Origin of the sequence: Marinobacterium sp. LSUCC0821, assembly GCF_012848475.1 — a bacterium.
GTDB lineage: Bacteria > Pseudomonadota > Gammaproteobacteria > Pseudomonadales > Balneatricaceae > Marinobacterium_E.
Genome location: NZ_CP051666.1, coordinates 1,752,869 through 1,774,616 on the forward strand (window position 1 = coordinate 1,752,869; position 21,748 = coordinate 1,774,616).

General features: G+C 48.0%; 22 protein-coding genes and 1 pseudogene. 9 read left to right on the forward strand and 14 right to left on the reverse strand.

Annotation, left to right across the window (positions count from 1 at the left end):
* Positions 1-24: 24 nt before the first annotated feature.
* A complete protein-coding gene (locus tag HH196_RS08470; protein ID WP_169451691.1) occupies positions 25-621 on the reverse strand; it encodes a hypothetical protein in 597 nt (198 codons plus the stop codon).
* A 218-nt stretch (positions 622-839) separates the two neighbouring features.
* On the opposite strand from HH196_RS08470, the gene HH196_RS08475 reads away from it, so the two are divergent.
* The gene (locus tag HH196_RS08475) at positions 840-1,259 is read left to right on the forward strand and encodes a cytochrome c5 family protein (protein WP_248276841.1); all 420 of its coding nucleotides are present in this window, start codon (positions 840-842) and stop codon (positions 1,257-1,259) included.
* A gap of 61 nt (positions 1,260-1,320) precedes the next feature.
* On the opposite strand, the gene rep is transcribed toward HH196_RS08475, so the two are convergent.
* From rep to HH196_RS08490, 4 genes and pseudogenes are all read right to left on the reverse strand, one after another.
* Complete coding sequence (gene rep, locus HH196_RS08480) at positions 1,321-3,336, reverse strand: DNA helicase Rep (protein ID WP_169451692.1); 2,016 nt, start codon at positions 3,334-3,336, stop codon at positions 1,321-1,323.
* Between the two features lie 67 nt (positions 3,337-3,403).
* Positions 3,404-3,745: a hypothetical protein gene (locus HH196_RS11630; protein WP_371807854.1), complete on the reverse strand. Its 342-nt coding sequence runs from the start codon at positions 3,743-3,745 to the stop codon at positions 3,404-3,406.
* Positions 3,746-3,778: 33 nt separating this feature from the next.
* A pseudogene (locus HH196_RS08485) lies at positions 3,779-4,893 on the reverse strand (YifB family Mg chelatase-like AAA ATPase); the annotation flags it as partial.
* A gap of 40 nt (positions 4,894-4,933) precedes the next feature.
* The gene (locus HH196_RS08490) at positions 4,934-5,128 is read right to left on the reverse strand and encodes an accessory factor UbiK family protein (RefSeq protein WP_371807855.1); all 195 of its coding nucleotides are present in this window, start codon (positions 5,126-5,128) and stop codon (positions 4,934-4,936) included.
* Between the two features lie 341 nt (positions 5,129-5,469).
* On the opposite strand from HH196_RS08490, the gene glnK (HH196_RS08495) reads away from it, so the two are divergent.
* From glnK (HH196_RS08495) to glnK (HH196_RS08505), 3 genes are all read left to right on the forward strand, one after another.
* Positions 5,470-5,808, forward strand: a complete 339-nt coding sequence (glnK, locus tag HH196_RS08495) for a P-II family nitrogen regulator (RefSeq protein WP_169451694.1) — start codon at positions 5,470-5,472, stop codon at positions 5,806-5,808.
* A 35-nt stretch (positions 5,809-5,843) separates the two neighbouring features.
* Complete coding sequence (locus HH196_RS08500) at positions 5,844-7,103, forward strand: ammonium transporter (protein ID WP_169451695.1); 1,260 nt, start codon at positions 5,844-5,846, stop codon at positions 7,101-7,103.
* Between the two features lie 207 nt (positions 7,104-7,310).
* Positions 7,311-7,649, forward strand: a complete 339-nt coding sequence (gene glnK, locus HH196_RS08505; protein ID WP_169451696.1) for a P-II family nitrogen regulator — start codon at positions 7,311-7,313, stop codon at positions 7,647-7,649.
* Between the two features lie 25 nt (positions 7,650-7,674).
* Here the strand turns inward: glnK (HH196_RS08505) and HH196_RS08510 are convergent, their stop codons facing one another.
* Both HH196_RS08510 and HH196_RS08515 read right to left on the reverse strand, forming a co-directional pair.
* Entirely contained in the window at positions 7,675-8,937 is a 1,263-nt protein-coding gene (locus HH196_RS08510; RefSeq protein ID WP_169451697.1) for a HAMP domain-containing sensor histidine kinase, read from the reverse strand.
* Positions 8,938-8,940: 3 nt separating this feature from the next.
* The gene (locus HH196_RS08515; RefSeq protein WP_169451698.1) at positions 8,941-9,645 is read right to left on the reverse strand and encodes a response regulator transcription factor; all 705 of its coding nucleotides are present in this window, start codon (positions 9,643-9,645) and stop codon (positions 8,941-8,943) included.
* A gap of 143 nt (positions 9,646-9,788) precedes the next feature.
* Here HH196_RS08515 and HH196_RS08520 point away from each other — a divergent pair, with 143 nt between their 5' ends.
* Positions 9,789-10,202: a Spy/CpxP family protein refolding chaperone gene (locus tag HH196_RS08520; protein ID WP_169451699.1), complete on the forward strand. Its 414-nt coding sequence runs from the start codon at positions 9,789-9,791 to the stop codon at positions 10,200-10,202.
* A gap of 119 nt (positions 10,203-10,321) precedes the next feature.
* On the opposite strand, the gene HH196_RS08525 is transcribed toward HH196_RS08520, so the two are convergent.
* Positions 10,322-11,299: a YeiH family protein gene (locus HH196_RS08525; RefSeq protein WP_169451700.1), complete on the reverse strand. Its 978-nt coding sequence runs from the start codon at positions 11,297-11,299 to the stop codon at positions 10,322-10,324.
* Complete coding sequence (locus tag HH196_RS08530; RefSeq protein WP_169451701.1) at positions 11,296-12,579, reverse strand: cytochrome-c peroxidase; 1,284 nt, start codon at positions 12,577-12,579, stop codon at positions 11,296-11,298. Before HH196_RS08530 ends, HH196_RS08525 begins: the two co-directional genes overlap by 4 nt.
* On the opposite strand from HH196_RS08530, the gene HH196_RS08535 reads away from it, so the two are divergent.
* The gene (locus HH196_RS08535) at positions 12,548-13,027 is read left to right on the forward strand and encodes a tetratricopeptide repeat protein (RefSeq protein WP_169451702.1); all 480 of its coding nucleotides are present in this window, start codon (positions 12,548-12,550) and stop codon (positions 13,025-13,027) included. The two genes, HH196_RS08530 and HH196_RS08535, sit on opposite strands and share 32 nt — an antisense overlap.
* A gap of 41 nt (positions 13,028-13,068) precedes the next feature.
* On the opposite strand, the gene dctP is transcribed toward HH196_RS08535, so the two are convergent.
* The 4 genes from dctP to HH196_RS08555 all read right to left on the reverse strand — a co-directional run bounded on the left by dctP (position 13,069) and on the right by HH196_RS08555 (position 16,983).
* A complete protein-coding gene (dctP, locus tag HH196_RS08540) occupies positions 13,069-14,133 on the reverse strand; it encodes a TRAP transporter substrate-binding protein DctP (RefSeq protein ID WP_169451703.1) in 1,065 nt (354 codons plus the stop codon).
* 51 nt (positions 14,134-14,184) lie between these two features.
* Positions 14,185-15,477, reverse strand: coding sequence for a TRAP transporter large permease (locus tag HH196_RS08545; RefSeq protein WP_169451704.1), 1,293 nt, complete (start codon positions 15,475-15,477; stop codon positions 14,185-14,187).
* A complete protein-coding gene (locus HH196_RS08550) occupies positions 15,474-15,989 on the reverse strand; it encodes a TRAP transporter small permease (RefSeq protein ID WP_169451705.1) in 516 nt (171 codons plus the stop codon). Before HH196_RS08550 ends, HH196_RS08545 begins: the two co-directional genes overlap by 4 nt.
* 91 nt (positions 15,990-16,080) lie before the next feature.
* Positions 16,081-16,983, reverse strand: coding sequence for an aldo/keto reductase family oxidoreductase (locus tag HH196_RS08555; protein WP_169451706.1), 903 nt, complete (start codon positions 16,981-16,983; stop codon positions 16,081-16,083).
* A gap of 159 nt (positions 16,984-17,142) precedes the next feature.
* On the opposite strand from HH196_RS08555, the gene HH196_RS08560 reads away from it, so the two are divergent.
* From HH196_RS08560 to HH196_RS08570, 3 genes are all read left to right on the forward strand, one after another.
* Positions 17,143-17,856, forward strand: coding sequence for a GntR family transcriptional regulator (locus HH196_RS08560; RefSeq protein ID WP_169451707.1), 714 nt, complete (start codon positions 17,143-17,145; stop codon positions 17,854-17,856).
* Between the two features lie 29 nt (positions 17,857-17,885).
* Positions 17,886-19,010 carry a Gfo/Idh/MocA family protein gene (locus tag HH196_RS08565; protein ID WP_169451708.1) on the forward strand — a complete coding sequence of 375 codons (1,125 nt, stop codon included), beginning with the start codon at positions 17,886-17,888 and terminating at the stop codon, positions 19,008-19,010.
* 99 nt (positions 19,011-19,109) lie between these two features.
* Positions 19,110-20,099, forward strand: a complete 990-nt coding sequence (locus HH196_RS08570) for a TauD/TfdA family dioxygenase (RefSeq protein WP_169451709.1) — start codon at positions 19,110-19,112, stop codon at positions 20,097-20,099.
* A gap of 46 nt (positions 20,100-20,145) precedes the next feature.
* Here the strand turns inward: HH196_RS08570 and glpK are convergent, their stop codons facing one another.
* Positions 20,146-21,651, reverse strand: coding sequence for a glycerol kinase GlpK (gene glpK / locus HH196_RS08575; RefSeq protein ID WP_169451710.1), 1,506 nt, complete (start codon positions 21,649-21,651; stop codon positions 20,146-20,148).
* Positions 21,652-21,748: the final 97 nt, after the last annotated feature.

The window sequence follows — 21,748 nt, forward strand, 5'->3', positions numbered from 1 at the left end:
TTTCTTTTTCCAGCTGCCGTTTCTTTATCTATCTTTTAAACGCTCTTTAGCAACTAAAGTCATCAGCAGACGATATAGCTTAGCTCTCACCCCAACAATAATGGCCACGACGACGATCGTGCCAACCACATCGCCAATCAAAAAGTGCATCCAAGCATCTGGATGAGAAGCTGATCCGTGAACTAAGACTGAGAAGAAACTATTTAAAAGTGATGCAAGAACAGCAATAACAACCGTTTTTCTAAAGAGTGTCAGCGGTGCCCGCTTCGCCCACTCGTCAGCCAGTTCACCACTATCTTTGTCTAAAAAGTTCACAAGCAACACGGGAATGTAGAGGGCAATCGTTGATACAAACGCGAACTGCGCACTAAATCCTAGGGCTTCGGTGTGCAACCACATGCCAAATAGAGTCGCTAAGAAAACAGCCGGTAGAGATCGCAATCCAAGGATAGTACCAAAAAGCACCTTAAACCCTGCTGGAATAAAGATCACACTCGCAACTTTTACTAGCTCTGGGTTGAAGATGAGCTGTTCAAAGGGATAGACCAGATTAATTTGAAGCAACCAAGCTAGCGCCATCAGCACAAAAAGTAGCAGGTTAAGGGAGAGAAGTTTCTTCAAAATAGTGCACTTTTTAGTAAATATTTCGTAATTTGAAATATTACCCAGTCACAATTGTCATGTCAGCTTAAACCTAAGAATAATAAGATCCGTAATAAGCGTTATTTCGCATATCTTAAATAGTCGTTATAATGCGCGCAGTTTTTAGAAGCGTTGCGCAGTAGCCAAAAGCTCCAAATGCGCAATTTGACGAATCTTAATTGAATGAGGTCAGGCCCGTGAAAGCACTAATTTCAAAAGCGGCATCAGCACTTGTAACAGTGGGTTTCACTGTAGCAGTTTCTCTAACAGCTCAGGCAGCAACTTCTGACGAAGCGATTGCAGCGCGCATCGCACCAGTTGGCAAAGTATGTCTTCAGGGCGACGCTAGTTGTGGTACTGCATCAGCTGCAAGCAGCGGCGGTACTCGTTCAGGTGCAGACGTTGTCGCGGCTGCTTGTAACGCATGTCATGGCACTGGCGTACTTGGTGCACCTAAAAATGGCTCTGGTGACTGGGCCGCTCGCGCTGACAAGGGTATCGACACCCTACTCAAAAATGCGATCAACGGTATCAATGCAATGCCACCACGTGGTACCTGTGCTGACTGTTCTGATGATGAGATCAAAGCAGCAATCGAGCACATGATCTCACTATAAAGATCCAAACGAATAACAGCGCCTAAGGGCGCTGTTTTTGTTAGTGTCGAATTCAAACTAATTAAAAATCGTCGAGAAGATTCTTAAGACCTGCCAAGGTCTGTTTGCCACGCGCCTTATTACGCTCCGGATCCATCTCGCCCTGCCCTTCACGCTCGATATCCTCTTCAGGCAGCTCATCTAGGAAACGGCTTGGTTCACAGCTCTGCCACTCACCAAATTGACGCCGTTTCTTTGCCAAGGTCATCGCTAGGGTGCGCTGTGCTCGGGTAATACCCACATAGGCAAGACGACGCTCCTCTTCGATGGTGTCAGATTCGATGCTGTTTCTATGCGGCAGCAACTCCTCTTCCATTCCCATTAGGTAGACGTGTGGAAACTCCAACCCTTTCGAGGCGTGCAGGGTCATCAACTGCACACGATCGGAGTCATCCTCCTCCTCTTGACGCTCAAGAAGGTCGAGCAGAACCAAACGGCTTATCGCATCCTCGATGCCGGCATCGGGATCATCTTCCTGAATACGCTCAAGTGAAGCGCGCAGCGAATCAACAAGGAACCAGACGTTTTGTATGCGCTTCTCGGCAATCACATCACTAGAAGCGTTCGCTTTAATCCAATCTTCGTAGCCGATCTCGGTAATCAGGTCACGCACTGCAGAGATAGGATCGCTCCCTAAACACATAGCGTGCAGGTGCTCAATCATGGCGCTGAATTCACGCAAGCGATTCAGTGCGGCCGATTTGAGGTGATGCTCTACCCCCAACTCGTCAATCGCTGCAAAGAGGCTTATGTGGCGTTCTGTCGCATATTCCCCAAGTGCTTGCAGAGTTGCAGGACCAATCTCGCGACGTGGCACGTTGATGATACGCAGGAAAGCGTTGTCATCATCACGGTTGATAAGCACTTTGAAATAGCTCATCAAATCTTTGATCTCTGCGCGAGCAAAGAAGCTGGTCCCGCCACTCAATTTGTAGGGCACTTTGAAGTTCTGCATCTTGATCTCAAGCAGACGCGCTTGGAAGTTACCTCGATAGAGAACAGCGAAATCTTTAAACGGAGCTCGCTCTCGCAAATGTCGCTCGAGTATTTCTGTCGCAATGCGCTCACACTCTGCCTCTTCATTCGGCAGGTGTATTAAGCGTATTGGATCGCCCATACCCATCTCGCTCCAGAGCGTCTTTTCAAAAACGTGCGGATTATTGGCAATGAGAGTGTTGGCCGCTTTAAGAATACGACTCGTTGAGCGGTAGTTCTGCTCAAGTTTGACTAGTTTTAAACTCGGAAAATCTTTTGCAAGCTGGACCAGGTTTTCAGGCCGCGCGCCACGCCAAGCATAGATAGATTGATCATCATCACCCACGACCGTTAAACCGGTACGGTGTCCAACCAGCTGACGCACCAAACGGTACTGCGACAAGTTAGTATCTTGATACTCATCCACCAACAGATAACGAATGCGATTTTGCCAACGTTGTAATACTTCAGGATGCTGATCAAAGAGACGCACAGGCACTAAAATCAGGTCATCAAAATCGACTGCATTGTATGCCCGCAAGTGGCGCTCATAGGCTTCATAAGCGCGGGCACATAAGATATCTAAGGGCTCAGTCGATGCTGCAATCGCCTGCTGCGGCGTCATCATCTCGTTTTTCCAATTCGAGATCTGACTCTGTACCACATTGATCTTATCGCTATCCTCTTTCTGATCGAGCAGAAGATCGCGCAGCAGAATACGAGAATCCTGATCATCGAATAGCGAGAAGCCTGGCTTCATTCCAAGGGTTTTATGTTCACGGCGAAGTATGGTGAGACCGAGGTTGTGAAACGTGGAGACGATCAATCCACGCGCTGCTTTACCACTCACAAGCGTATTTACACGCTCCTTCATTTCGCGCGATGCTTTATTAGTAAAGGTGACCGCTGCGATGTGACGCGCTTCGATACCACAGGTCTCAATCAAGTAGGCGATTTTACGAGTAATTACACTCGTTTTGCCTGAACCTGCACCCGCAAGAACCAGCAGCGGACCGCTAATATACTCAACTGCTTCTTGTTGACGGGGATTAAGACGAGACATCGACCTTGGACTGTAAATTGGAATGGGCGCACAGTTTACACTGTGTTACCCAACAGCCCAAGATCACTTAGCGACGATAACTCAACGCCTCCATCAGATGCGACACCTCAACTTGCTCAGCACCGATTAAATCGGCCAATGTAATCGCAACTCGCAAGGCCCTATGACAGGCACGAGCCGAAAGCTGCAGGCGCTCTGCCATTGTCATGAAGGGTTGTGTCAGGTGTGAATTTTCTTTCAGAAATTGCTGAAGTTCACCTGCAGATAAAGCTGAGTTCAATTTCCCCTGCCTCTGCAGTTGTCGCTGCTGTGCTGCCGCTACACGCGCTCGAACTGTCGCGCTCGACTCTTCATTTGAATCGCCCAGCAAGAGATCCCCTGTGGGAACGGCTGAAAGACCCAGTCGCATATCAAATCGATCCAAAAGCGGCCCAGAGACACGTCCCTGATATCTATCAATAGCAGACTGCGAACAGTGACATCGCTCTGTGCCGTCCTCGTAATAGCCACAAGGACAGGGATTCATAGCTGCAATAAGGGCAAAACGAGCAGGATAGCGAACGGTACCTGCCACTCTTGAGATTAGTATCTCACCTGTCTCAAGTGGCTCACGCAGCACCTCAAGAACAGATCGCGGAAACTCAGGCAGCTCATCTAAAAAGAGCACACCTTGATGTGCTAGCGAGATCTCGCCGGGTCTGGGTGAAGAACCGCCCCCCACCATTGCTGTCGAAGATGCACTGTGATGAGGTGAACGAAAGGGACGCACCCCTGCAAAAATACGCTCGATCTCCAGCCCAGCAACAGAGTGGATACTGGCTGCCTCAACACAGGCGGTAAGCTCAAGCGGAGGTAAAATCGTTGGCAGACAGGATGCGAGAAGACTTTTCCGCTTCCAGGCGGCCCGGAAAATAGTAGATTGTGCATTCCCGCCGCTGCCACTTCCAAGGCTCTTCTTGCCAAGGGTTGGCCCCGCACATCACGCAAATCTACAGAGAAGCGCTGTCTACTTGTTTGTCGTTTTTGAGGTTCGGTCTCTAAAAGCTTTGGCTGACTCAACAACTCACACATCTCATAGAGGGTATTGGCTGCTACCACTCGAGTTGCACCCGCAAGCTCAGCTTCCTGAGCATTTAAAGGTGAAATAACTATCCGTCGGCCAAGTTTTTCGCAGGCAAAAGCAGCAGGAAATAGCCCTTTTACCGGGTGAAGCTTGCCATCCAACCCAAGCTCTGCAAACAGCTCTGCTTCATCCAAATGAGTGGTACTGAGTTGGTTTGATGCGATCAAGATGCCTAATGCGATCGCGAGATCGTAGCGCCCTCCCTCTTTAGGTAGGTCGGCGGGTGATAGATTGACGGTTATGCGTCGATGCGGGTAGTCAAAGCCTGCGTTTAAAAGTGCGCTGCGAACACGTTCGCGACTTTCACGAACAGCAGTTTCAGCCATACCGACGATGGCAAAAGAGGGGAGTCCTCCTGAGAGGTGCACCTCTACTCGAACGAGAGGTGCATCAATACCGAGCTGCGCCCGGCTATAAAGTGTAGCCAATGACATGACACCATCCTTGTGTCTATGCAGTTAGGCTTATGTTCGGTTATTTAGCCGATTCTAGCTCCGCCACCTTGGCTTCTAACTGCTCTAATTTTTCACGAGTTCGCTGCAGTACAGCTGACTGAGCATCAAACTCTTCACGTGTTACAAGATCCAGTTTAGCAAAACTTGTCTGAAGCATAGTTTTAATCTGCTGCTGCACCATATCCTGGCCCGGCAGTTCCGCCTTACCTTGCATCAACTGTGTCATTGTTTGGCTAATGGATTCGAATACTTTTGGATCAATCATCTCTCTACTCCAACAATTTTAGACACTATACCAGAGCCCCTTTCTGAAGCTGTAGAGATGCCCCAGAAAAAAGCACCAAGCGACCGCACCAAATTAGTGCGCGCACCATTTTGGTGCTTGGTTTACGCACCAAGTTATGGATTTCCCAATTCACCCTAAGCACAAATAATAACATAAGCTATTGATTTATATATAAATGTAAAAAGTTGGCACGTTAATCGCTAGTAGAGATTCAACGGGAACAAATTTTAGCTCCCCGAAAATATCAGGGTTATCAAGGAGAAATACTGATGAAACTAGTGTCAGCCGTAATTAAGCCTTTCAAGCTTGACGACGTGCGCGAAGCGCTATCTGAGATCGGTGTACAGGGCATCACAGTCACAGAAGTTAAAGGCTTCGGTCGCCAGAAAGGTCACACTGAACTCTACCGCGGTGCAGAGTACGTGGTCGATTTCCTACCTAAAGTTCGACTAGACGCAGCTGTCGCTGACGAGATCGTTGATCAAGTTATCGAGGCAATCACTAATGCAGCACAAACTGGCAAGATCGGCGACGGCAAAATTTTTGTCTCATCCCTTGAACAGGTTGTTCGAATTCGTACCGGCGAAACCGGTAACGACGCACTTTAATTTTTGATTACTGAGCCTGTTTGGAGGGCATAGTTATGGAAGAACTACTCAATACAACAGCTGGAGATGTTACTCAGCTGAAGTACGCACTAGATACTTTCTACTTCCTAGTATGTGGTGCATTGGTTATGTGGATGGCCGGCGGCTTTGCAATGCTGGAAGCGGGTCTTGTTCGTTCAAAGAACACCACTGAAATTCTAACTAAGAACATCGCGCTATACGCTATCGCTTGTATCATGTACTTCGTAAGTGGTTACGCGATCATGTACGGCGGTGAATACTTCCTAAGCGGTATCACTGGCGATGGTTTCACTGGCGCAGAAGAGCCTGCTACTTACGCACCATCTGCTGACTTCTTCTTCCAGGTAGTATTCGTTGCAACTGCAATGTCTATCGTATCTGGTGCTGTTGCAGAGCGCATGAAGCTTTGGTCTTTCCTAGTTTTTGCTGTGGTAATGACTGGTTTCATCTACCCAATGGAAGGTTCTTGGACTTGGGGCGGCAACGCAGTATTCGGCATGTACACACTGGGCGACCTAGGTTTCTCTGACTTTGCAGGTTCTGGCATCGTACACATGGCTGGTGCAGCTGCTGCGCTTGCTGGTGTTCTTCTGCTAGGTGCTCGTAAAGGCAAATACGGTAAGAACGGCGAAATCAACGCGATCCCTGGTGCTAACCTACCAATGGCAACTCTAGGTACATTCATCCTATGGTTGGGTTGGTTCGGCTTCAACGGCGGTTCAGTACTAGCAACTTCTGATGTATCAAACGCTAACTCTGTAGCCGTGGTGTTCATGAACACTAACGCAGCAGCAGCGGGTGGTGCAGTTGCAGCACTAGTCCTAGCTCGGATCCTGTTCGGTAAAGCAGACCTTACAATGGCACTTAACGGTGCGCTTGCAGGTCTTGTAGCAATCACTGCTGAACCTTCAACTCCAACTGCGCTTGAAGCACACATCTTCGGTGCACTAGGTGGTCTTCTGGTTGTCTTCTCTATCCTAACGCTGGATAAGATGAAAATTGACGATCCTGTCGGTGCTATCTCTGTACACGGTGTTGTTGGCTTCCTAGGTCTAATGCTTGTACCAGTAACTAACGACGGTGCTAGCTTCTCTGGTCAGCTTATCGGCGCGGCAACTATCTTTGGTTGGGTGTTTGTATGTAGCTTGATCGTATGGGGCATCATCAAAGCAGTGATGGGTGTACGCGTAAGCGAAGAGGAAGAGTACGAAGGTGTCGATATCTCTGAATGTGGTATGGAAGCGTACCCAGAGTTCGTAACCTCACGTAAGTAAATGCTCATTCTCAATATTTAGGTTGTTGAAACCACGGGCTCAGGGATGGGCCCATTCTCCACCCCTACCTCCAAGGTAGGGGCTTTTTTCGTTTTACGACCTAGGACTCCTTGAGCCTTTTGAGAACAGAGTACATAATGCATAGCAGACAAAGTATTGAGACAAACTACCCGCAAGGCTAGTCTCACCCAACTATAGGAGAAACAGATGAAACTGGTCTCAGCTGTAATTAAGCCGTTTAAACTGGATGACGTGCGTGAAGCACTTTCAGACATCGGCATTCAGGGCGTAACCGTTACCGAAGTTAAAGGTTTTGGTCGTCAGAAAGGTCACACCGAGTTGTACCGTGGTGCTGAGTACGTAGTGGACTTCCTTCCTAAGGTAAAAATTGAAGTCGCTATCGACGACGAGATGCTTGAAAAAGTAATTGAAGCGATCAGCTCTACTGCTAACACCGGCAAGATCGGTGACGGTAAGATCTTCGTTACTCCGCTTGAGCAGGTTGTACGTATTCGTACAGGCGAAACAGGCTCAGACGCACTGTAAACCGAACAGACTAAACTGCCGTTCCCTACTTAGTAGCGAGCGGCAGTTTTATTTCTACCCTAAGGCCAGTGCCTTCTGGCGAAGTAAATATCACCGATCCGCCGACACGCTCCGCAGCACGCGCTACGATACTTAGCCCTAAACCATACCCTTTAGAACTTTTACCCCGTCGGAATGGTTCGGCCAAAGATGCCAATAGTTCAGGTGCGACACCATCACCTGTATCAGATACAACCAGCTTGAGCGTGTGTGCAGAGGATGAAGCCGACACTGTGACAGCCGTCCCCTCGGATGTGTGATTGATCGCATTATTAAGAAGATTGGAGAGGATTCTCTGCAGCGGCTCTCTCGAGATATTCGCATCAGCTCGCAACTCTGAAGTAACCAGTGAGAACGAATGATTCGGACCCAATATCTGGGCCTCTTCTATACTCTGTTCCAGCAGTTCAGTGACCGACTCTTGAGGAGAATCAGCCATCTCCTGCGCCTCTCTAGCGAGAGAGAGAATTTCAGAAATGAGCGCATCCAGGTTGCCACACTCACGCAGGATTCGCTGAAGTGACTTATCATCGACACCCCAGCGCTGTTCTGCGAGCCCAGCTGCCGCTTGCAGGCGCGCTAACGGTGCTCGCAGTTCATGTGAAACGTCTTGTAGTAGACGCTGCTGCGTATCTAGCGTCTGCTCTACATAGTCCGCCATGGAGTTAAACTCACGCGCCAGCTCACCCAGCTCATCACGACGCTCAACCACCTTACCTTCGGCTCGGGTAGAGAGATTTCGTTTAAGGTAGAGGTGTCGAACAAAGCTTCGCAAAATGTTGATTGGCCGCACCACGATCCAGGTAACCAACATACTGCTCAGGAAGGAGACCGCTAGCACCCACAGAACTTGGAAGGAGAGGACAAAGCCGACTAAGCGATCGACCAGTCGGGCCGTACGGGTTTTTGGATAGAATACTTTGTAGCGGTCACCATCGTAGGCGGTAACATCAAACTCAGCCAATTCACGATCTTGGGTGCGCTTCTCGCCATAGATAAAGTCATTATCTTTAACGCTATAGATCCAGATAGGCAGACGGTGCCCGCCCAAACGCTCTCTTGGTGTACCGTGTTCATAGTCGTTAATTAGCTCACGAGCTGTGGACTGGGCGCGCTCTTGGGTAATCGCATTCTCTTGATAGAGATCGGAAAAGGCTAGAAACAGTACCAAACTAACCAGGATGCCGAACATACTGACCAGCCAAACCGCACCGAAGATGCGCCAAAATAGGTGCTGATACCAACGCATCGATTACTGCCCCTGCGGCAGGATTAACTGGTAACCCTCACCACGCACTGTCTTAATCAAATCCGCCAATCCCGCTTCAACTTGATCCAATTTAGCTCTGACACGACTAACATGGACATCGATCGAGCGGTCGTAAGCCGTCAATTTGCGATGGAGTACCTGCTCGGTCAACCACTCCTTAGTCACGACCGTACCTGCCTTCTCCATCAACAGGTGGAGTACATTGAACTCTGCACTGGTCAGCGCTAGGGGCTGATCTTTAGCCATTACAATGCGCGTTTGTGTGTTAAGTAGAATTCCCGCTATCGAGAACTCTTCCGCCTGCTTAGGCGCTACCATCGCTGCAGAGCGACGTAAAACCGCTTTAATGCGTGCTAGAAGCTCTCGCGGGTTTGCAGGCTTAGGCATATAGTCATCCGCTCCCATCTCCAATCCCAATATGCGGTCTATATCATCGCCACGACCAGTCAGCATAATTACTGGGGTAGAGATCTTAGGGCGTATCTGCTGCAGCAACTCTAAACCCGAAATGCCTGGCATCATGATGTCGAATACACAGAGATCATATGCTTCCCCCGCATCAAATCGCGCAAGGGCCGCTTCACCTGAGTCTGCATAGGATATTGAATAGCCCTCATTCTCTAGGTACTCACCGAGCATCTCAGTCAGTTCAACATCATCATCAACAAGTAACAGATTAGCAGCCATTGGAGCTCCTTAAGCATTCGATACGAACAGTGTAACGGCTAATGGTTTGAACTCGAAAAACTTTACGCAACTTTACGCTCTCTTAACCCAACTTAGCATTTACATCGCTAATAATGATCTCAACGAAACGAGGAGAGATTCCCATGAAAAAGACACTACTTGCTACATTGACTGCTGTAACTATCGCAACTGCTTCTATCGCTGGTATCGCATACGCTGATGGCGGCAAAGGACCAGAAGGCGCAGTAGAACGACTCACAGAAAAGCTTGGCCTAACGACTGAGCAGCAGGCTGAACTGAAAGTCCTATTCGACCAGCGCATAGCTGACCGCAAAGCGATGCAGGAGAACCTAACTCAGGAGCAACGCGAGAACATGCGTGAAAATGCCCGCGACGGCATGCGCGATCAGATGCACGCTCAGATCAAGTCAGTACTGACAGAAGAGCAGCTAGCGAAGTTTGACCAGATGCACGCTAATGAAGGCAAAGGCAAAGGCAAAGGTGATCGTCATGAGCGCGGCGAAGGTGGCCACGGCGGCAAAGGTGGAAAACACTAAGCAACAATTCTCATCTGAATGAAGTTTTGAAACCACTTCCAAGGGAGCCTGAGGCTCCCTTTTTATGTTCAGGACGAACGGTATTCCGTGCTGCCATAGATGGCATAAAACAGTTATGTTCAGACCCAAAGCGCCAGTAGGGCCGATACTAACCCTATAAACAGAGTTTCGAGGGCAATGAGTATGAGTAACGGTTTACTTATCCCACGCAATTTAGACGGTTGAGTACGCAAACCAATTGCTGCTATTGCAGCTATCAAAAACGAACTTGAGAGAAGCTGAATATTTGACTGCAGCATTGGCGGAATATGACCAAGTGAGTTAACAGTCATTAACACAATGAATATCCAAAGAAAGCCCGGAACAGCAAACCCAGGCTTACCTTTCGTCACCCCTTTACGACTGTAAAATGTACCTAGCGCAAAAACAATTGGGGCTAACATTGCTACACGTATTAACTTGATTAATGTTGCATCATCACCGGTCTCAGGTGACACGCTGTAGCCTGCTCCGACGACTTGGGCAACATCGTGAATAGAAGACCCAAGAAAGAATCCCAGTTGACGATCATCCATTCCGAGCCAGTGACCTAAAAGCGGATAAGCAACCATAGCTATAGCGCTCATTACGGTTATACCAATAATCGTTACAGCAGCGGCACGCTCAGAATTTTCATTTTTCGGGGAAACAGCGGCAATCGCAACTGTCGCCGACGCTCCGCAGATACCTACACCGCACCCCGTTAGAGTTCCTAAATCACGTTCTAGACCTAAAAACCTTGCGATAAAAGTGCCAAACATGATTGTGGCAACAACCATGAGAGCGAGAAGGAAAAGAGTAAATGGACCGAAGTGGAGTAGAGCATCAAAAGATATTCTAGCCCCAAGTAGCGCGACACCTGCACGTAAAAGCGTTGTGGCACTGAAGTCCACACCTAAGGAAACACCTGGTGCTTCATACAAAAAATTGGTCGCCAATCCTAACAGAAGGGACAACAACAAAACGGGAGTACCATAATGTTCTCCTAAAAAGGCAGCGGCTAACGCCACAATACCGACGACCAAAAAACCTGGCAGCCTTCGTTTAAATGCACTCATCGCTTCTGTAATTTATCTATTAATTCTGGTTCATCAAGCAACTTGAGAAACTCAATGATTTGCTCGATCTCGCTCTCGTTCAATCCAAGGGGCTTCAAATCCACTGAACGTTTAATTCGCTCTAACTCCCGTTTATCGTTAAAGCCGATCCAATCAATTACTTCGATATGCGGAGCATTGGGTAAAACCGCCTGCTTACGATCATAATTTTCGAGCGCTTGAATTGGGTTGTTATGATGTTGAATCATCCCTTTTAAACTTGCATAGGCACCGTTATGACCATAAGGCGAGGTAAATGAAAGATTGCGCAGGGTAGGCACACGAAATGCGTATGCGTCATCTGCATTATTCGTCACGCCCATACGTCCCACATCACGAGCCCATGGATCCCATTGACGAGTTCGACCAGGCCCCATGGGAGGCATGGCCAGGGAGTAGAATTTGCCATCACTAAAGAGCGGTCCTGAGTGACACTCTCCACATTGACCCTTGCCATAAAAAAGCTCCATTCCTTGGCGTTGATCACTGGTCAGATCAACGGATTCTCCACGGGAGAGCTTATCAATAGGGGCATTGAAACTACGAAACTCAGAGTTGATGTAGTCTCCAATCGCATTCGTTAGATGTGTAATATGGGTGTCGCGTCTATTCTGAAGCTCGGGATAGGCCGCTTTAATCAAAGCCCAGTAGTTATCTTCTGCAATAACCCGTTCAACAATTACAGGCCAAGCATAATCAATACGCTGCCTCACAGCGCCAATAACTTCATTCTCACCTGTATTACCAGCCATCTCGAACTGGGCAGTCAACGGGAGGGTCGCCTGGACCGCAGACAGACTTTTCAAGCCGTGTGGCAGCCAAGCCTCTGCTGGACTGTTAAATCCAGAGGGTGCGTCAGGATCTATTGAGATACGTCCATCCCAAAACTGTGCTGTTATAGACTTGTGACCGAGATTGAAAAGATGCGGTGAATGGCGAGGAACTCGTTTCTTAATTCCACTATTAGCTATTCGCTCGGTGCCAATGCCCATAGCACCTTCACCTAGCCCTAGCGACAATCCATCACCGGTTCCAAAATCAGGGTGATGGCAGGTCTGACAAGATATATTTTTGTTACCACTAAGTATCTCATCAGCAAAGAGTTTTCGGCCTAACTCGACAGCTTCAGGACGAGTGGTAAGATAGTCATCTATAACTATAGGCGGCCAAGGTAACTGCGCCGATACAGGCAAAGAGAAGAGAATAAAAATGGTAAAGAATTTAGCTTTAACGATCTGCATCGCTATATCAACTCCGGTATTTGCTGTCGATGTTGAAGATGCAAAAAACATGATGGAACGTGGCGAATACAAACGTGCCTATGATGTTCTTTACCCAATGGCTCAAACCGGCAATGCCGATGCGGAGGAACTCATTGGCAGTATGTATGCGTTGGGTACAGGCGTGGAGCGCGATGACATTAGAGCCTTTGAATGGTATCTGCGTGCCAGTTTGCGTGGTCACCCAGGTGCCCAGTCGGGTATTGGCTGGTATTACGAAGTCGGCCGCGGAATGCCCGCTCCTGACCTTGTACGCGGGTACGCTTGGTATACGCTCTCGGCTATCGGCGGCGATCCGGACGCTGCAATCAGTCTGGAGGAGATCGTCAAAAAAATGACTCCCGAACAGATTCAACAGAGCCTTATCATAGTTAAAGACTACCGAGCACATATTTACCCATTCCAATAAAAGCGGGGGACCCGAAAGCCCCCTTATCTAGTCAACACAATTTACTTAAGGTCTTTTTCGTACTCTGCAGCAAACTTAGCTTCTGCTTCTTTAGACGCGGCTTGGAATGCTTTAAAGAAACGGTCGCCTTCGCGAACATTTGACTGGAACCAGCTGTAAACTGGCTTAGCTGCTTGTGCAAGAGCGGCTTTCTGATCTGGAGTCGGAACGTAAAGCTCTCCACCGATCTTCTTGAACTCCTGGTAAGCCTGAATAGATTTACGTTTTGGACTTGCAAATGTTGCCTGCTGAAGTGCAGCGAAACCATCAACAACGACCTTACGCATCTCTTCTGGCATTGATTTGAACACTTCGTTGTTCATCATCCACAGTGCCGCCATATAAGCGTGACCGTCTAGAGTTACATATTTAAGGCCAGCTTCTGGGAACTTCATACCCATGATGTCAGTAATACCGTTTTTAGAACCATCAACAACACCGGTCTGGAAGCTAGAGAATAGCTCTGGCCATGGGATTGGAGTTGGACTAGCGCCAAGCGCTTTTACCAGCTCCTGCGGCAGATCAGCAACAACTGTTCGAATTTTCAGACCTTTAAAATCTGCTGGCGTACGAAGGGTTCGCTTGGTGTTAGCGAAGTTACGCCAGCCACCAGTGTTACCAATCGTCATTAGGCGAACAACACCGTCTGAATCTTTCAAGATTTGGTCACGTAGATCACGAACGAAAGGACCCTGTAAAACCTCTTCCGCAACACGGTCGTTCGCCATTACGTATGGAAGGTCAAACATCTGAACATACGGGAAGGTACTAGCAACGCCGCCAGATGTTGATACATATATATCAACACTACCGTCTTCAATTGCCTGTAGACACTCTGTACCGTTAGCACATAGCTGAGTACCAATGTATAGATCAACTTTAATTGCACCATTACTAGCCGCTTCTACATAATCTTTGAAGACAACAAGACCATCATAGTCCTCGTCATTCTCATTTGAGTTTGCGACTGCTCGAAGGTTGAAATCAGCAGCGGCAGCAGCGCCAGATAAGGCAATGCTCGAGCCGATTAGGGCTGCACTCAACAATTTTTTTGTTTTATTAAACATGTTGTTTCCTCTTGCTTGCTTTGTGAGGTCTTGCCTCGGTTTTAATCAGGGTTAGTTTGCTAGCCCTAATAATCTTGGAATTGTCATCGATATCGCAGGGATGTACGTGATCAGGAATATCACCAATACCTCCACTGCTAAAAACGGCAAAATAGCGCGACTAATCGTCTCAACTTTTTCTCCTGAGACCGAGCTCGCCACAAAAAGCACCAACCCCATGGGTGGTGTCGCCAATCCTACCGTTAGGTTTACGCTCATGATTATCGCGAAGTGAATAGGATCAACTCCCATGCTAATAAACACGGGGCCAAGAATAGGACCAAGAATAATGATTGCTGGACCTGCATCTAGGAACATCCCAACCACGAAGAGCAGTAAGTTGATCATAAACAGAAGCATGTAGACCGAATCACTCAAACTCAGCACGTACTGAGCAAGGTCCTCAGCAATATGGGACAAACTTACAACGGTCTTGAATGCAATTGCAGCTCCTACAAGTAGGAGCACTACGGCACTCGATATCGCAGCTTTATTAAATATTTCAGGCAGCTCACGGGCTTTAAGCGTTCGCGTAATGAACAGGCTTAGTATCAGAGCATAGGCAACAGCAATTGCGCTGGCTTCCGTAGGGGTAAAAATACCCCCCAAAATACCGCCTAGAATAATCACAGGAGTGAGCAGAGGGAGGAATGCTCCTCGGGCAGCCTCACCACGCTCGCGCCAGGTAGCTTTCTTGCTAGCCACTGGGAAGTCATATTTGCGAGCCATCACTGAGGTAATTGCCATCAAAGCTAAGCCGACCAAAATCCCCGGCACAAGACCAGCAGCAAAAAGAGCAGCCACAGAAACTTCCATGGTGTAGGCATATATGATCATAATTCCGCTGGGCGGAATAATAGGCCCAATCACTGAGCTAGCAGCTGTTATAGCAGCAGCGAACTTTCGCTTATACCCATTTTTTTCCATGGCCGGAATCAACATCGAACCAAGCGCGCTTGTATCAGCTACAGCACTGCCCGAAAGACCAGCAAAAAGCATGGAACTAAATATATTCACATGCGCTAAACCGCCACGGATATGCCCCAAGAGCGATTGGCTAAAATGAACTAGAGATAGCGTTATGCCACCGCGATTCATCAGTTCGCCTGCCAACATAAAGAAGGGGATCGCCATGAGTGGAAAGCTATCTATACCGTTATAGATATTGCGGAACAGAAGCGGGATATCACGTTCCATATCCAGCAACATTAACATGGATCCAGGTGCAGCCAGCATCGCAAAGAAAACAGGCATTCCAATCAGAATAAGTATCAGAAAGAGAGGCAAAAATAGGGTCAAACTCATGACTCAACCTCCGGGCTAACGAGAGCTTTCAGATGCTTCAAAGCCATCTCTATGGTCACGAAGAGCATTGTGAAGTAGCAAACCGCCATGGCCAGATAGACCCAAGCACGAGCAAGATTAAAGCTCGCTGCACGAGTACGGAAGCCTCGTTGGAAAAAGTCTATTGAGATATCACTCAGAATCCACAAAATAGCGATAGCAAAACAGGTCAGAACCAATCTCAAAAGGCCACTGATAAAACGAGGTAGAGAATCTGGTAGAAGAGTAATAGCTACAAAATCACCCCGACGCAAAGCGGGCGCAGCAACGAGTGCCATCATCCAAATCATCAGAGCGCGAGCGACCTCTTCAGGCCATGGAAGGGCGTTATTCAAAACATAACGCATAAATACCTGCAGCAAGATGGTTGCAACCATTACGGCCACCAGAATCCAGGCTATACCTAAACCCAACTTGCTTAAACGATCATTGACCCACCCCAAGAGGAGCAACGCCTTATTCACGACTATCATCGACTGCCCTTGTTTATATTTATTATTAAACGCTGTTTTGATAACACCAGAGTGGCTTATTCAGTCTGAAATGAGACACTCAATCTATTCTTTACGGCACCTCTTGCCCTGCAGCAGCAGTCCACAACTCATACCAGGTTTCACGATCTAACTTGATGTCTAAAGCCTTAGATACACTTTTAATACGATCTAAGTTGTTAGTACCGATCACAGGTAATATTTTTGCTGGATGGGCCAGCAACCATGCCAGAGCAATTAGGTCAGTGGTACAACCCTGCTCCGCCTGAATGCGAGAAAAAATGGGCTGCAAACGTATCGCAGCGTCTGTACCACCAAACAAGGAACCACCACCCAATGGCGACCAAGCCATCGCACTCATTGCGTCTGACTGCATTGCCGAAAGCGTGCCATCGGTAAACACACGACGCTCCAACAGGCTCATCTCTATTTGATTAACCACCAAACGGTTACTCATATTCTGCTGAAGCAACTTCCAGTCCCAGACCTGAAAATTGGAAACACCAACTTGCTTAACTTTTCCGCTATCAATTAATTTATCGAGCGCAGCACCTGTTTCAACTGCGTCCATAAATGGATCTGGGCGATGGATAAGCAACAGATCCAGATAGTCTGTATGTAAATGCTGCAGACTATTTTCCACGCTTGTGTTGATGTACGTCTCGCTAGTGTCATAGTACTTCACACGTCGAGATGGGTACTTTTCAGAAATGAGGGCAATGTCGCACTTGCTCACCAACTCCATTGAGTCGCGAAGGCTCGGCTGCTCTTTCAACGCCTCACCAAAAAGGCGTTCGCATTCATAGTCCCCGTATATGTCAGCATGATCAAAGCTAGTAATGCCCTGACTCAAGCATGCATCAATTTTTGCACGCACCGTAGCAGGAGATTGATCCTTACCATCAGCCAATCGCCATACGCCGTATACAAGACGGCTAAGCGAAAGATCTGAATTACCAAGTGTGACACGCTGCATTTTTTACCCTCAGACTAAAAACTAAAACAGATTGATGTGCGAAAAACTGTGTTCTAATTTCGCTTGATCCTAACAACGACCTGAAATAATGTAAATGAATTATGAATGTATTTTCGTTATACTTTCGAAATTGTTCGAAATCAACTAAGAATTGATCATATGTCGTTATCAAATACAAAACAGACGAAGAAGCTCCCAATCTACCAGCAGATCACAGAGTATCTCAGCAGGGAGATTAGCTCAGGGCGCTGGCTTGCTGGTGATCGCTTACCCATAGAAGCCGAACTTGCCGCCAATCTCGGTGTAGCGATCGGCACGCTTCGCAAGGCTCTAGCGAAACTTGAAGAGGATGGGCTAATCGAGCGCCGCCAAGGGTCAGGCACCTATGTCTCACGTGCCCCGGATGGAAAACCAGTGTATGGATTCTTCCATCTAGAGTTGCTTGAGGGGGGCGGAGCACCCTCAGCCAATACGCTGATTGCAGAACAACGAGACGTCACTTTTCTTGCTTCTACTTTCCCAGGCGGATCTGTTTGGAGCATCCGCCGAGAGCGTATGCTTAACCGCCGACTAGTAGCCATGGAAGAGATCTTTTTCAACGCTGCCCATGTCAGATCCCTGAAGGTTGATGATCTGCACGAATCCCTATACCTACACTACGAAACCCAGTTCGGCTTCTGGATCAGTAAGGTTGAAGACCAGATCGACTGCGCGAAAGCGCCCACATGGGTCTGTGAGGCTCTGGGGTTTCCTGCTGGAACAGTCCTTCCTCGAGTGCAACGCTGGAGCTGGTCCAATGAGGACAAAGTAGAAGAGTTCTCATACACCTGGTTCGATCCCAACAAAGCGCGCTACATAGCCCGCTGGCGCTAATAACTACCTCTTTTCGGAGCATAAAACTCATGAGCAAGCTAGTAAGATACGGATTACTTGGTTCAGGAATGATGGGCCAAGAACACATCCGCAATTTAGCATTAATCGATGGTGCGCAGGTCGTGGCAATAATCGAACCCAACCCACAGATGCGCGAGCGCAGTCTAGCCCTTGCCCCCGGTGCAGCTACCTTTGACTCTTTAGAAGAGATGCTGCAGAGCGATATCAAAATTGACGCACTCGTTATTGTTACCCCCAACTACCAACACGCCGACCAACTGCTGACACTATTTGAACGTACTGAACTACCTATACTGGTCGAGAAGCCGGTGGTTACTTCTCTCGAACAAGCCGTCAAAGTGCATGCTGCAGCCAGCAAACATCCCGCCCCAGTTTGGGTAGCGATGGAGTATCGGTATATGCCGCCAGTAGCCAAATTCCGTCAACAAATTAGTAGCGGGGACCTTGGCGATATGAAGATGCTATCCATCCGCGAACATCGCTTCCCGTTCCTTGAAAAGGTAAACGACTGGAACCGTTTTAATCGTCAAACCGGCGGAACACTCGTTGAAAAGTGCTGCCACTTTTTTGACTTGATGCGTCTTATTGTGGAGTCGGAAGCGGTTCGTGTGTACGCATCCACAGGGCAAGATGCGAACCATCTAAATGAGAGCTACTCAGGAGAAATGCCCGATATCATCGACAACGCATACGTCATTGTCGATTTTGCTAATGGCAAGCGCGCTTCCCTCGACCTGAACATGTTTGCCGAGGGATCACGCTACCAAGAGGAGATCTGTGCGATTGGCCCCAAAGCGAAGCTAGAATGCTTTGTCCCTGGCCCAGGTCGATTCTGGCCTACAGATACACTTGGACCAGCACCTATACCCAAGGTTGTCATCAGTCCGCGGAATCCAAAAGGACCAATTGAACTGGATATTCCTGTGGATGAAACCCTTCTTGAAGCAGGTGATCACAACGGATCAACCTTCTATCAGCACCTTGGCTTCTACAAGGCGATCACAGAAGGCAACAAAGTTGATGTAACAATCGAAGATGGTTTAAAGGCGGTTGTTCTTGGTCTTGCAGCCCAAGAATCGGCACGGACCGGCCGTGCTATAGAGATCATTGAAAACGGATTAAGTTATCAATAGCGAAAATTCATTCACTAATCATTTACAAAAACGAACATATTATGTACTGTGCGTAAATTCATTCACTATTGATATATAAAATAATAGAGGTAAGTGGTCATGAGTATTCAAATTTCGAAACTAGCAGAACAGAAACAAGTCGACGGACTCGACTTCCCTCTGCTAATTACACCGCCAAATGCTGATGTAAGTAATAGCGAAGAGGCTACTCTGAAATGGATAAAAGAAAATAAAGCGGATCTTCACAAGCTTTTGATAAAACACGGAGCCCTGTTGCTACGCGGGTTTCCTGTTTCTAGTTCGGACGCCTTTGAGCGTATGCTAGACAACACCGATTACGAAAACATGCCGTATATCGGCGGTGCCGCTCCTCGCACACAGGTAACGGCCTCGCGCATTGTGACGGCGAATGAATCTCCAGCCAGTGAGAAAATTCCGTTTCATCATGAGATGGCTCAAGTTCCAACCCCTCCGGGATATATCTTTTTCTACTGCGATATACCTTCGCCTGTGGGTGGAGCAACTTCCATTCTGCACTCAGCTGAAATCTGTGACACTTTCTTCGAGATAAATCCTGAATTCGCAAACAAGGTTGCCGAACAGGGTGTACGTTACATTCGAGTGATGCCAGAAATTACTGACACTAGTTCAGCTATTGGACGCTCTTGGAAAGACACCTTCCAGGTTCAAACCCGTGAAGAAGCGGAGCGAGTGATGCGTGAAGCGGGTATGGATTGGGAGTGGATGGACAATGGTGATTGTAAAACTTATACCAATGTACTCCCAGCTATACGCGAAGACTCTGAGACCGGCCGCAAGGTGTTCTTCAACTCTTTAGCGGCTGTCTACACAGGCTGGAACGATAGTCGTAACAAGGGCGAAACCGCAGTACTTACTGCGAATGGGGACACTTTAGACGCAGAGGCTATGGCTCAATTGGTTAACGCCATGGACGAGAAGTGTGTCAACTTCAAATGGGAAAAAGGCGACGTCATGTGGATCAACAACCACACCGTACTGCACGCACGCCAACCATTTGAAGGAGATCGCCGCATTCTTGCTTCGATCGCTTTTAAAGAGAGCGCCTAACGCACATTGTGGGAAATACCGAGTAGCGGTATTTCCCACCTCAACTTTAAACCTTGGTTAAAACCCGCCCAACCGCGTCCAACCATCCAGCATAACGTTCGTCAGCATCCTGCGAACTCATTAGCGGTTCGAAATGCCGCTCTAGAGCCCAGATTTGTGAAAACTGCTGTTGCGCAGGATAAATTCCTGCTCTGTAACCCGCTAACCAAGCAACACCTACTGCTGTGGTCTCGATAACCTGAGGGCGGTCAACCGGGGCTTGGAGAATGTCGGCTAAGGATTGTGCCATCCAATCATTGGCAACCATACCACCATCAATACGCATCACTGCATTGGCAGATTCGCCACTACTCTCCTCCCAGTCAGAACGCATTGCTTCATAGAGATCACGAGTTTGATAGCCAACTGATCGCAGCGCCGCACGAGCTAAATCAGCAAAGCCAGTATCACGAGTTAATCCAAAAATAGCGCCACGACACTCACTATCCCAATAAGGCGCTCCCAAACCTGTAAACGCAGGCACAAGGTAAACGCGATTCTCGGGATTTGCTCTGCTCGCCAGTGCTTCAGTCTCACTGGCACTTCGAATTATCTGCAAACCATCACGCAACCATTGGACAACCGCACCGGCAATAAAAATGGAACCTTCAAGTGCATAGGTAGGCTTGCCATCCAGCTGGTAAGCAATGGTAGATAAGAGCCTATTACGCGATCGCACACATTGATCACCGGTATTTAATAGAGCGAAACAGCCTGTGCCATAGGTAGATTTGAACATACCGGGTTCAAAGCAGGCCTGCCCGACTGTTGCAGCCTGTTGATCCCCGGCAACACCGTATATTGGTAATGCATGCCCATCGAATAACTCTTTACGAGTAACACCAAAGTCAGCAGCACAGTCTTTGACCTCTGGCAGCATAGACATAGGTACACCGAGCAGATCAAGCAACTCCTGATCCCAGCGACCCTCGCGAATGTTGTACATCAGAGTGCGCGACGCGTTAGTGGCATCTGTTACAAAGGAATCCCCGCCCGTAAGCATCCATATCAGATAGGTATCCACTGTACCGAACAGCAGCTCTCCACGCTCAGCCCGCTCACGAGCGCCGTCTACATTGCTGAGGATCCAGTTTACTTTTGTGCCAGAGAAATATGGATCTAGTAATAAACCAGTTCGCTCCGTAAAGAGAGGTTCATGCCCCTCTATTTTAAGCGATTCACAGAAATCTGCTGTTCGTCGATCTTGCCAGACGATCGCGTTATAGACGGGTTCTCCAGTGTTTTTATCCCAAACCAGGGTTGTTTCGCGCTGGTTTGTAATACCTATAGCTGTTATTTGCGACGGGTTAATCCCAGCCTTATTAATAGCAGACCCACATACCGCAAGAGTAGATGACCAAATCTCCTCAGGTTTGTGCTCTACCCACCCCGACTTAGGAAAGATCTGCTCAAACTCCTGCTGCCCTGTTGCTACAGGTTTTAACATTGAGTCGAAAACAATTGCTCGACTTGAAGTCGTACCCTGATCAATCGCCAATATGTAATCTGCCACGGAACGCCTCCACTCTTATTCGATTTATCTCCTGATATTCTCAAAGCTCCACATACGATTCAATAGAAAATAAACGAACAATTTAAATCTATTTATT